Origin of the sequence: Thermodesulfobacterium sp. (assembly GCF_030445475.1) — a bacterium.
Taxonomy (GTDB): domain Bacteria; phylum Desulfobacterota; class Thermodesulfobacteria; order Thermodesulfobacteriales; family Thermodesulfobacteriaceae; genus Thermodesulfobacterium; species Thermodesulfobacterium commune.
In genome coordinates this window covers 19,271-31,820 of record NZ_JASUTP010000017.1, presented here as the reverse complement: position 1 = coordinate 31,820, position 12,550 = coordinate 19,271, and the positions used below count along the sequence as shown (strand labels likewise).

At 36.2% G+C, this 12,550-nt stretch carries 9 protein-coding genes; 4 read left to right on the top strand and 5 right to left on the bottom strand.

Annotation, left to right across the window (positions count from 1 at the left end; all coding sequences use genetic code 11):
- Positions 1–105 precede the first annotated feature (105 nt).
- Positions 106–1,299 (top strand): aspartate aminotransferase family protein, encoded by a 1,194-nt coding sequence (locus PWP26_RS05960; RefSeq protein WP_273011953.1) that lies wholly within the window; start codon positions 106–108, stop codon positions 1,297–1,299.
- Positions 1,300–1,306: 7 nt separating this feature from the next.
- Entirely contained in the window at positions 1,307–2,578 is a 1,272-nt protein-coding gene (locus PWP26_RS05955; protein WP_051754598.1) for a TIGR04013 family B12-binding domain/radical SAM domain-containing protein, read from the top strand.
- A gap of 68 nt (positions 2,579–2,646) precedes the next feature.
- Here the strand turns inward: PWP26_RS05955 and PWP26_RS05950 are convergent, their stop codons facing one another.
- The 4 genes from PWP26_RS05950 to PWP26_RS05935 form a co-directional block, all read right to left on the bottom strand.
- A complete protein-coding gene (locus PWP26_RS05950; RefSeq protein WP_287567788.1) occupies positions 2,647–4,035 on the bottom strand; it encodes an alginate export family protein in 1,389 nt (462 codons plus the stop codon).
- Between the two features lie 100 nt (positions 4,036–4,135).
- Complete coding sequence (gene glp, locus PWP26_RS05945; RefSeq protein ID WP_287567789.1) at positions 4,136–5,368, bottom strand: gephyrin-like molybdotransferase Glp; 1,233 nt, start codon at positions 5,366–5,368, stop codon at positions 4,136–4,138.
- A gap of 72 nt (positions 5,369–5,440) precedes the next feature.
- Positions 5,441–5,755, bottom strand: a complete 315-nt coding sequence (locus PWP26_RS05940; RefSeq protein WP_000697865.1) for a NifB/NifX family molybdenum-iron cluster-binding protein — start codon at positions 5,753–5,755, stop codon at positions 5,441–5,443.
- Position 5,756: 1 nt separating this feature from the next.
- On the bottom strand, positions 5,757–7,118 hold the full coding sequence (locus PWP26_RS05935; RefSeq protein WP_287567791.1) for a sigma-54-dependent Fis family transcriptional regulator: 1,362 nt from the start codon (positions 7,116–7,118) through the stop codon (positions 5,757–5,759).
- Between the two features lie 177 nt (positions 7,119–7,295).
- Between PWP26_RS05935 and PWP26_RS05930 the strand changes: the two genes are divergently transcribed.
- Together PWP26_RS05930 and PWP26_RS05925 are read left to right on the top strand one after the other, a co-directional pair.
- Entirely contained in the window at positions 7,296–9,551 is a 2,256-nt protein-coding gene (locus PWP26_RS05930) for a sensor histidine kinase (RefSeq protein ID WP_273011942.1), read from the top strand.
- On the top strand, positions 9,544–9,963 hold the full coding sequence (locus tag PWP26_RS05925; protein ID WP_038062408.1) for a sigma-54 dependent transcriptional regulator: 420 nt from the start codon (positions 9,544–9,546) through the stop codon (positions 9,961–9,963). The genes PWP26_RS05930 and PWP26_RS05925 overlap by 8 nt, the downstream gene beginning before the upstream one ends.
- Here the strand turns inward: PWP26_RS05925 and PWP26_RS05920 are convergent.
- Entirely contained in the window at positions 9,960–12,521 is a 2,562-nt protein-coding gene (locus tag PWP26_RS05920; RefSeq protein ID WP_301399240.1) for a PEP/pyruvate-binding domain-containing protein, read from the bottom strand. The genes PWP26_RS05925 and PWP26_RS05920 overlap by 4 nt on opposite strands.
- Between the last annotated feature and the right edge of the window lie 29 nt (positions 12,522–12,550).

The following is a 12,550-nucleotide window of genomic DNA, read 5'->3' as shown; positions in this document are numbered from 1 at the left end:
GTTATGGAGTCCTTGTCCCTCTTTATTTTGTTGTTGTCCATATTATTACTATACAACGCAACATATATTAAGCAAAAACTAACATAAAAATTGCAGGAGAGAAAGATGAGTTATCTTGCAGACCTTGGAGAAATTTATCTTGCTCCTAACTATAAAAGAGAACCTATCGTTTTTGTTAGAGGTGAAGGTACAAGACTTTTTACAGATAAAGGAGAAGAATATTTAGACTTTACTGCCGGGATTGCTGTTTGTAATTTAGGACATGCCCACCCTCAACTTGTTCAGGTTTTAAAAGAACAAGCCGAATGTTTATGGCATACTTCAAACCTTTATTACACCGAACCTCAGGTAAGGCTTGCCAAAAAGTTGGTAGAACTATCCTTTGGAGATAAGGTTTTTTTTGCAAATAGTGGTACTGAGGCAGTTGAAGCAGCCTTAAAACTCGCCAGACGCTGGGCCTATCAAAATTTTGGGGGCTCTAAATATAAGTTTATTTCCTTAAAAAATTCTTTTCATGGAAGAACCTTAGGTTCTCTTTCGGTAACAGGCCAGCCTAAATATTGGGAAGGCTTTGAACCTTTAGTCCCAGGGGTGGTTTTTGTTGAGCCTAACGATTTGCAGGAACTAAAAGAGACTTTTGATGAAACCGTCTGTGCGATAATCATGGAACCTATCCAGGGAGAAGGTGGAGTTTATCCGTTAACCCAAGAGTTTATTGCCCAGGCTAAAGAGCTTTGCCAAAAATATTCGGCTTTATTGATCTTTGATGAAATCCAGACTGGGTTAGGAAGGACAGGAAGGTTGTTTGCTTATGAACATTATGGGATAGAGCCTGATGTGATGTGTCTTGCCAAGGCCTTAGCCAACGGACTTCCTCTCTCAGCCATGATTGCTAAAAAAGAAGTGATTGATTTTTTAACCCCTGGTAGCCATGCCTCTACCTTTGGAGGAAATCCTATAGCCTGTGCTGTAGGCTGTAAAGTGGTTGAGATGATCTCAGACCCAACCTTTCTTGAAGAGGTAGAACTTAAAGGTAAAGTTATCATGGAAAAATTAAGAGCTTATCAGGAAGAATATCCAGGTCTTATCAAACAGGTAAGAGGAAAAGGTCTGTTGATAGGTATTGAGTTTGCTATCGAAGTAAAACCTATCTATCAAGAACTTTTAAAAAGAAGGATTTTAACCACTACCCCAAAACCTAATGTATTAAGACTTTCCCCCCCTCTTATCATCAATTACCGAGAGATAGACTACTTTATGATCCAGCTTGAAGAAATCTTAAAAGATATTAAAACCTAAGTTTAGGGTGAAAGCACTTAAAATCGTCTTTTTAGACTTACCTCAAAATAAATACAGCCTAACCGCTCTTTTAGGAAGCTTAGAAACCAAAGAAGAGATACTGTCTGAGGTTGAAATCTCTTTTGCGAAGACTAAAGAAGAGTTATTTTCAGAGATTTCAGAAGGTCTCAAAACCTATCCTTTACAATTAGCCTGTTTTTCTTTTTTTACCACACAGGTTTGGGAAATAATCCCTATTCTTACAGAGGTTAAAAATCTTTATAAAGATAGGGTTTTGGTTTGTGCCGGAGGTGCTCATCCTACCGGAGATTTTAAAAGGGTGCTTAAAGCAGGTGCAGATTGTGTGGTTTTAGGAGAGGGAGAACAAACCTTTATTGACCTCTTGGAATGTATACTCAATAGAAAGTCTTTTGAAGCAGTAGAAGGCATAGCTTTTAAAGATATAAACGGAAAAATCAAGTTAAACCCTCGAAAAGTGTATGTAGACCTTGACCAGTTTTTACCTTTTAGCCCGAGGTTTAAAAGGTTTGGTCCCTTAGAAATTACCAGAGGGTGTCCTTTTGCCTGTAACTTTTGCCAAACCTCAAGGATTTTTGGAGTTAAAGTAAGACATAGGTCTATAGAAAAGGTTTTATCTATAGTTGAAATGCTTTTTAAAAGAGGACTTACTGATATAAGGTTTATCACCCCAAATGCATTTTCCTACGGTTCAGAAGACGGAAAAACCATCAACTTAGAACGCCTTGAGGAGTTATTAAAAGGAATAAAGGGCTTGCTTAAAAATAGAGGCAGGATCTTTTTCGGAAGTTTTCCTTCTGAAGTAAGACCCGAACATGTAACCCCAGAGACCATCTCTTTGGTAAAAACTTACGCATCAAACGATAATTTAGTCATAGGAGCTCAGTCAGGTAGTGAAAGGATTTTACAACTTTGTAAAAGGAGCCATACCGTAGAAGATGTCTACCGAGCAGTCAAATTAACCGTAAAAGCAGGATTAACTCCAAAAGTAGATTTTATCTTTGGATTGCCCTATGAAACAGAAGAGGATGTTAGACAAACCATAAAGGTTATAGAGGACTTAGTAAAGATGGGAGCGGTGGTGCATGCCCATACCTTTATGCCTCTTCCTCAAACCCCTTTCTTACGTAAGCCTCCCGGTAAGCTTTCAGAAGATCTGATCAAACTGATAAAATCCCTTACAGGTAAAGGCCTCTTATTCGGTGACTGGGAGGCTCAACAGAAACTTTCTCAGAAGATTTACGAGTATTTTAACTCTTAAGCCTAATTCAAAAAGTGAAAAAAAATCCCTCCTTAGGTTTGGGACCTAAGGAGGGATAAAAGCTCTGGTTAAAACTGGTAGAGAAGTTGAACTCTAAAGAAGTTTGCGGTAAGAGAATGGTCGTAGTAAAAATCTCCAGGGTTTAAAACCTCATACTGTAAGAAGCCAGAGAGGTTTTTGTTAAACTTATGGCTTAAAAGTAAGGCTAAAAGATCCCCCCTGTTTTTACCGTTTCCAAACATATCCTTAGGAGTAGAGGTAGCCTTTTCGTCTGCTAAAAGTTTTTGATAGCTTATTTTAAACTCAGTGTTTGTAAAGGGATGTAATTTTACGGTAATCATCGGAGCCTTTAGGTTAGTCCAGTATCCTGGAATGGGCCCACCTTTAGAGGAGGTTTCATAGATGTAGGTATAAAAGAGAAGTTCGTTCCAAAGAGGGGCACGGGAAAAAAGTGGGTTAAATCCTTCGTTTTTCTTGGTCTTAGGGTCATCTCCTGAAAGATAGACATAACCTATTTCTACTTCAGGCTTTACAGGACATTTTTCAAACTTTCTAGTTAAAAAGACATATCCTCCAAGGCCAGACCTGTCGGTATCGTTGTGGTATTCTCCCCATTGTTTGGCAATCTCACCTCTTAACGTATAGCTGCCGATTTTGTAAACCGCCCTAAATCCTACAGTATGGATATAACTTGATGTGCTTATTACCTGAGATTTTTCCTCTTTTTTGTAGATGTAATAGGGCTCTACTTTTAAAGCCTCAGAAAGAGTATGCCTTCCATAAACCCAAAAACCTCTTTCGTTAGACGCTGTAAGCCTTTTTTTATGTTCTATATAATTTATATTTTTTCCGTCATCATAAGAAGGATGGATTACCGGAAGATAGACATCCCTTTGAGGGTTTGAGACAAAAACCAAGTCTACCGTGTGTTTGGGGCTAAAAAGTAAGGTAGCTTTCAAAGCATTAAAGTAAAAGGACCTTGAGCCATCGTTAGGGGTTCCTTCTGAAATCAAAAAGCCTTCTCCGTACATATCTTTTCCAAGAAAATCTTGTCTCCCAATCCTAAAGTTAACAGGTAAGCCGAAAGGTTTTTTAAGGTCTATATACAGATTGTCTACAAAGATTTCATCCTGGTCAAAATGCCTTCTTTCTTGATTATCCTTTAGGATCAGATAATTTGGTCCCATGTGATACTTAGGTTCTGTAGCTAATCTTACATAAAGGGAGGTAGAGTTGTTAAAGGTAATTTTATCCCAAGCCTGTATTCTGAGTCTAAAAAAATTACGGTCTTTATTGGTATTCTTTGTGAGATTTTGATATCCCATAGACACTATGTTGTCCCATAACTCATAACGCAGCCTTACAGAGCCTCCAAATTCGTGGTCCAAACCCAACCCAAATCCTGGGGTTAGCAGCAAAAACCAAAGAAATAAAAAGCTAAACAGAGCCTTTCTCATAACCTCCTCCGTTTTTAAATTAATTAAATGAAGACAATTTGTTAACGTTATTTGTCCAGATTAGTTAACCATAAAGATTTTTAAAATGTTTGTGAAAAAATTAGCAAAGACAGATTTCTACTTCTTCGTCTTTTTCTACTCCAAGGAGGTCATCAGGGATGATTAGCAATCCATCAGCTTTAACCAACGACATAATAAGCCCTGATTTAGAAAGAAGAGGGACGGCGTAAAGTTCTCCGTTTTTTTCCTCAAGATAAACCCGGATAAAGTCAGTTCTACCTGCTTGAGATTGGATACTTTTAGCCATTTTAGCTTTGACAAAAGGGGTATAGTTTTTAGAGGATAATCCCATCAATCTTTGCATAACAGGTCTAACAAAAAGAAAAAAGCAGATGTATACGGCTACAGGATGTCCTGGCAATCCAAATACAGGTTTATGGTTGCATATCCCGGCGATAACAGGTTTGCCTGGTTTTATAGAGACCCCATGAAAAAGAACCCCTGGAGGACCAAGTTCTTCTATTATTTTAGCGGTTACGTCTTTGGTCCCTGCACTGGTCCCACCGGTAATAAGCACTATGTCTGTTTGACGGTGGGCTTCGGTAACCACCTCTTTTATGGCTTGATAGTCATCTTGAACTATACCAAACTTAACAGGTATACCACCTTCTTCTATAATCATTCCTGCTAAGGTAAAGGAGTTTATGTCTCTAACTTTCCCCGGAGACACCTTTTCATGATGAGGGATGATCTCGTCTCCGGTAAGAATAATTCCTACTTTAGGTTTTGAGACCACCTTTATTTTAGTAAAGCCTAACCCTGCAAGACCTCCTATATGATGAGGTTTAAGTTTGGTTCCTGCAGGGATAACAAGCTCTCCTTTTTTAATATCTTCATCTTCCAAGATAACGTTTTCTAAAGGACCTACTGGTTTTAAAATCTCTATCAGGTCTGAGGATACTACGTTTACATGTTCTACCATCACAACCGCATCTGCTCCCTTAGGAAGCATCCCACCGGTAGGTATATAAGCTGCCTCTCCTGGGTTTAACTCAAAAGAGGGGGCTTCTCCCATCAACACCTCGCCTTTTACCATGAGGTAGGCAGGCATGGTATCCTTAGCCCCAAAGGTGTCTTGAGCTCTTACGGCAAAACCATCTACCGTAGAACGTCTAAACCCAGGGAGGTCTTCAGGAGAAAAAATGTCTTCTGCAGAGACCCTAAAATAGGCTTCTTCTATAGGGATTTCCTCGATAGAGAGATTTTTAAACGGGACTTTGTCTAAAAGAAGGTTTAAGGCCTCTTTAAGGGATAGGTATTGTTTATCCAGCATAAAAAAATTATAATAGACTTTTAAAAAATTACTACCAAGCTTTTTGGTTTTAGATAGGTTTGAAAAGAACTTTTATTTTACGATTTCTCCTTCTTTTAAATTATTTTCGATAACTCTTTTTAAGACTTCCTTTGCAGGGCCTATGACCCTATCTATTACTCTTATCTTTTTCCATAAAAGATACTGATAATAAGTTTCTTCTATCCCCCCGCAAACTACAAGGTCAACGTTTTCTGCTAAAATAAAACTGCAAAGTTCTTCAGGAGAAGAACGTGGCAGAATAACTGTCCTTACTTTTTCCCCTTTGTTTTCTGCGATAAGTACTTCTCTGGTAAGGTCAAACCTTGGGGCTACATGGTCTTTTTCTAGAGTAATCAATATTTTCATTTTAGGCTAACCCGTATTTTTTTAACTTTCTCCAAAGGGTACTTCTTGCCCAACCAAGCATTTTAGCTGCTTCAGTCTTCTTACCCCTACAACTTGTCAACGCATCAATAATTCTTTTTTTTTCGATCTCAGCCCAGGTAAAACTTTCAATTTTTTGAGTTCTTATAGCAGACCAATCTTTAGCTAAAGTTTGTTGTTGGTCTTCTTCCTCTTCTTTTATGGCAGTAAATAAATATTCTGGGAGATGTTTTTCTGTAATCAATTCATCTGAACAAACATGAACAGCATATTCCACTATGTTTTTTAGCTCTCTTATGTTTCCAGGGTATTTATAAGACCTTAGCACCTTTAAAACTTGTTCCGAAAAGCCTTTGATTTTTTTATGAGCTTTTTCAGAAAATTCTTTGAGAAAATAGTCAGCTAAAATCAATATGTCATCTCCCCTTTCTCTAAGAGGGGGAAGTTGTACTTTTAACACATTCAGTCTATAAAACAAATCTTCTCTAAATTTTCCCTCTTTAACCATCTGTCTTAAATTTTTATTGGTTGCCACAATCACCCTTACGTCTACTTTTACTTTTTGGGAACTACCTAACGGATAAAACTCTTTATCGTCTAAAAAAGTTAGTAGTTTTACCTGAAGGGTAAAGGGTAGGTCTCCTATTTCTGTAAGGAAAAGAGTCCCTCCATTGGCTAATTTTATCATTCCTGGTTTGTCAGCATTAGCTCCGGTAAAGGCACCTTTTACGTGGCCAAAAAGTTCTGACTCTAACAGAGGCTCCGGAAGAGCCCCACAATTTACTTTGATGAAAGGATGGTTTGCCCTCGGAGAAAGTTTATGTATTACCTCTGCTAACAAATCTTTTCCTGTGCCTGTTTCTCCCTCTATCAAGAGAGTGGCGTTAGAGTTCGCAAAAATAGGTAACATTTCTTTTATTTTTAAAATAGCCGGGCTGTTGCCTAAAATGAAATCCATTCCAAATTGAGGCAAGAAAAGAGATTTGTCCTTTAAAAGTGAAAGATTTTCAAGCACCAACATGAACCATCTATTTTTTCCTTGAGAAAGGCTCGTTACAGTAATCTTTACCGGTATTTTGCGTCGGTGAACGTTTATTATGTCTCCTTCTATCGAAAATTTTTCTTCTTTTCTTAACCTAGCTATTAATTCTTTAAAAACGTTGGTTTTTATTATTTGATTTATATCTAACCCTTTAACTTCCTCAGACTTGTATCCGGTTAAAGCTTCTAAAAATGAATTTATAAATACCACCCGAAAGTTTTCGTCTAAAAAAGCAGTTCCATAAGGGATTGCTTCTAAAATATCTTTAATTTTTATAAAAGATTCATTATACTTGGCCTTCATGGTTAACCAAATTTTATGTGAATAGATGAACCAAAAAGTATATTTTCCATCTAAAAATTTAATTTTAAAAACTTCTTTAGAAAAATCAACCTGTGGTTTGAAAAAAGAGTTGCTTGACTTAGCTAAAAAAACAGATTAATTTAATTCTAAACTTGAATACTAAAAAAGACCGACATTATGTTTTCTAAAACAATCGTAAGTAAAATAATAGCTCTAATAGAAAAATATCATCCATTTACTTTTAATCTGAAATACTTTCAAATAACCATTAGTTTTGTGATGCTTTTTCTTCTTACCATAGCGTTAATGTTTGGATGGTTTTCTACCAGGAAGATTAGAGAGATTGTGATAGAGGATTTTAACCAGCAGCAACTCATGCTTGCCAAGCATGCTGCGAGTCAAATAGAGAATTCTATAGAACTATTAGAAAGAGAACTCACCCTTCTTAGTCTTTCCCCTGCGATTCAGTATTCTGAAAAACCTGCTTTATTGAACAGAATGAACATAACTTTTTTAAGTGTAAAGTATGAGGGGGTTAAAGAGATAAAGTTTATCGAGGCTAAGACTGGTAAAATTTATAAAGTTATGGAGAACCCAAACTATGTTATAGAAAAATGTGATAGCGAAGACAAAAAATTTTTAAAATGGGCAGCCCTTCCTTCAAATAAAGGAGAAATATTATTTAGTGAAATAGTAAGATGTCCCAATACTCCCGAAGAAAACCCTCCAAAGCTTATCATGAAAATGGTAACACCGGTATGGCAGGTATCGATAGATGAATCTCACCCTGTGGCAACCAATTTGTTCTCAGGGGCTTTGGTTTTTACTGTAGACGTGACTTATTTGGTAGGTAAGGTTGCCTTTAACATAAGATCAGGAAAAACAGGATATGCATGGGTAATCTCTAACAAAGGCATTTTTCTTTATCATGAAGAAAAGTCTTTTATAGGTCAAAATGCCTTTGAGGCCCGAAAAGGCAAAAAACCAACCATAGCTTTTACAAGAATTAACGAAATCCAGAGAGAAAAAATGCTTAAAGGGGAAGAAGGAAAAAGCTGGTATATTTCAGGGTGGCATAGAGGGGTTGAAGGGGAAATAAAGAAGCTTATTGCGTACGCTCCGATAAGATTAAAAGAAAAACCGGAACCTTTAATCTGGTCTATCGCGGTGGTGGCTCCTATAAGTGAAGTAGAAGGAGCTATAAAAACCATTCATTTTCAACAACTGATTCTACAAGGAATAGTTATCGTTATCATCTTATCGGTGGGGCTTTTTATAAATTTTATTCTTGTTACCTGGTCAAACATTCTTGAAAAAGAGGTGGCTAAAAAAACCGCTGAGTTAAGAAAATCAGAAGAAAGATATAGGTCTTTGATAGAAAACGCAGAGGATATAATATTTACCGCAAATTTAAAAGGAGAAATCTTATCGATAAATACCTTTGGCAAAAATTTTTTAAACCGTCCTGAATTAGAGATAATTGGGAAAAGTATAGTAGAGGTTTTTGTCCCAGACGGAGAAATCTTGATGGCGAGTATTAAAAAAATATTTGAAACAGGAGAAAGCCAACAGGTTATTCATAAAATAGTGGTAGATGATAAAGATTTCTGGTTTAACACCAACTTGAGAGGTTTAAAAGACGAAAAAGGTAATATATATTCTGTGTTAGGTATTTCACGAAACATTACCGAACGCCGAAAGCTGGAAGAGCAAAGTTATTATACAGAAAAGTTGGCAGCCTTAGGAACTCTGGCTGCAGGTGTAGCTCATGAAATCAACAATCCTATTGCCATAATTCTCGGATTTACAGATATTTTACTTGAAAAAGTACCGCAGGGATCTCAAGAATACGAAATTTTAAAAATTATAGAAAAACACGCAACAGATACTAAAAGAATCGTAGAAAACTTGTTAGGTTTTGTTAGACATAAAGAACATCAAGAACAACTGGTTAATATTAATGAATGTGTAGACACAGTGCTTGAGATTATGAAAAACATGTTTGTTATAAATAACATTGAGGTTAGAAAATTTTTACAGGAAAATATATCGTTTGTAAAGGTAGATCCTGGTGAAATACAGCAGGTTTTGTTTAACATCATCAATAATGCTATATATGTGATGAAAGGTGGGGGAATACTTACAGTTTCTACTAAAGATGACGGAGAGTGGGTTGAAATTAGCATCTCTGATACTGGTTGTGGGATTCCTAAAGAATATAGGCATAGGATTTTTGACCCCTTTTTTACCACAAAAGAAGTGGGAAAGGGGACTGGACTTGGGTTATGGGTGTCGTATAATATAGTGAAAAAATATAATGGAATAATTACCTTTGTAACAAAAACAAAAGAAGAGTCTGAACAAACGGGCACAACTTTTATAGTAAAGTTACCGGTGGCAAAAGATCAAACAAGGGGGACAAAGAATGCCTGAGAAGATTTTAATCGTTGATGATGAACCAGATATGCTTAAGCTTTTATCCATGATTTTAAAAGAAAAAACACCTTATGAAATTACTGTAACCAACAATCCAGTGGAAGCGGTTGAACTGGTAAGAACAGGGGAGTTTGACGTTGTCATCACCGACCTTAAAATGCCAGGACTTGATGGTCTACAACTTCTTGAAGAAGTAAAAAAGAAAGATGAAGATATTCCGGTAATCATAATCACCGCATATGGAACGATCGATGCTGCTACAGAAGCACTTAAAATAGGGGCATTTGATTTTATAACAAAACCGTTTAAAAAAGAGCAAATCTTGTTTACCATTGAGAAAGCCTTAAAATGGCAAAAAGTCCAGAGAGAAAATAAGATGCTAAAAGAAAAACTAAAATCCCAAACTTAATCTATTAGTTCTTTCATATATTTTGTTCTAAACTCCTCCAAGTACATCTGGGTTATGGCATCGTTAAAAAGTACCATATCAAGTTGTTTAGTAAAAGCAGTTAATTTGCCTAAGATTTCAAGAGTTTTTTCAATTGTAGGACTATCATATTTAAACAACACGGCATCTATTACATCTTCTTTTACTTTTACCCTAAATCTCAAATCTTTTAGGATTTCGGTTATCAATTTTACCCTTCGCAACCTTCTATCAAGGGCTGCTCCTCCACCTTTAAAGAAAAATTTAACATAGTTATCGTTTATGTTTTCACCAACATAGGCTTCGATCATGGAGAAATGGTATCCAAGCCGAAGACTAAAATTCATGTAGTTTTGGGTTGCCACACAAAAACTTTTTTTTCCGGTTTCCTGAAGCTCCTCTTCTGGGATGGTTACTGTGTGAGCTATCATCCCAAGAAAGCCTTTGGCATCCACAGGAGGAGGTTCAGGCCATTTCATAGATCGCATTCCCTTAAGAATAGCCTTAAAGGGAATAGAAAGAATGTCTTCTGGTGTAGCTTTTTTAATTCCTTCTTTTAACCCTCCTCCTATATCAAGGATTAAAATTCCTACCGGTATACCTGCTAAAAGAGGAACAGCATGTATGTCACTGTCTTGGTATCTATCCCAAAGAGTAAACATTTCATGCATAACCATTTCATGACAGAATCTGGTTATATCATGGAGGGTTTTACAGTTTTCAGGTTTAAAATCTTTGCTTGTAGGGTCGACTAAATAGAGTGGGACAATCAGTTTAAGAACCCTCTCAAGGGTTTTAAATATTAAAGTTTCTTGAAAAGGCTCCTTTTTGGTTTTACCATAAGCCTCAATAAGTTCTTGAATTTTTCCTTCGTAGATAACACCATTTATAGCATCTACCGTGATTTCTTGCCCGTGTTTTATTACTTTTGTTGCTATTTCTGTGTTTAATAGCGTAGGAACTTTGTATTCCCTTGAAAGAGAGGCCATATGTCCAGTAGGACTTCCAACATCGGTTACTATAGCAACAGCTTTATTCATAACCACTACATACTTAGGGTTTGTGTGTCTTGCAACCAGGATATATCCTTCAGGAAATTGGTTTAATTCCTCTTCTGAATTCAAAACAAAGGCTTTTCCATACCCAACACCTTTACAAGCAATCAATCCTTTTTCAACAAGAACTTTGGCCCCTTTTATTCTGGTAGGTAGGTATACTTTGGTTTCTTCTTTTTTCTCTAAGGTTCTTAGCTGTCGTGTTTGGAGTATAAAAATATTCCCTTCCTCATCGATAGCCCATTCGATATCCTGAGGGCTTCCATAATATTCTTCGATTTTTATCGCTATTTTTAACAACTCAAATACCTCTTTCTCGTTTAAAGAAGTTGAAGAAATGCTAGAAGGTAGAGGTATTTCTTCTATCCCACCTGTTTCTTTACAAATAAGCATCTTAGGTTGTTTCCCTGGAAGTTTTTCAAGGATGCTTCCTTTTCTGTTTACGATGTAGGTTTCAGGAGTTACACTACCATCAACCACTAATTTCCCTAATCCTCTTACTGCGGTTATTATTATGCTATCAGCCTCCGGATTGTTGGGATTACGTGTATATATTACCCCACCAGATCGAGCGTTTACCATAGAAAGGACTCCAACTGCCATAACCATATCTGTTTCTGAAAATCCTTTGGTTTTATAGTAAAAAATAGCTCTTGGATTAAAAAGACTTGCGATAACTTTTTTATAATAGTAAGGAATACTTTCTCCAGAGACGTTTAAAAAAGAGGAATATTGTCCTGCAAAACTAAATTCAGAATCTTCAAAAATTGCACTGCTTCTTACGGAAACCATACATCTGCGATTGAGTTTTTTACATAGATGTTTATAAGAGGATTGTATAGAGTTAAGAATTTCTTCAGGTATGTTTGAATTTATGATCAATTCTTGAATTTGTTGACTTCCTTCGTTTAGGCTCTCTATTTTGTTAATCTCAATGTTTTGAAGGATCTCAAAAATTTTTTCTTTAAGTTGCGTTTTTTCTATAAATTTCAAAAAGGTATAAGAAGTAATAACAAATCCTTCAGGAGTAGATATGTTAAGGATATTCTTAAGTTCTGCAAGATGGGTTATTTTACCACCTGCAACCAACAACGAATCTTTATCGATGGCTTCAAGGGGAAGGGTAAACTCAGTTTTTGGGATTTCGATTTTTGAAGTTAAAATTTTTTCTATTTTTTGTTTGATTTCGTGAAAAACGTTTTCTAATGTTGTAAACTTCCCTTCAGAAAGGGCATTTAAATTTTTAATTATTTCATTTACTGAATCTAAGATTTCTTTTACGCTATGTTGGATATAATGCATGTCGAAAAGATATTCTCCAGAGAGCTTTTCCTCCATGTCCGCCATGATGGTTAGGGCTCGATTGTTTTCTTCAAGGACTTTTTGAAAAAAAACATACTTTTCATATAAAATTTTTTTCAATCTTGCTTTTTCTTCCTCTTTCTTAGAATTGGGAAGCCCAAACCAATCTAATATTTTTTTCATGATACCTCCGAATTTTAAATTCTACACTA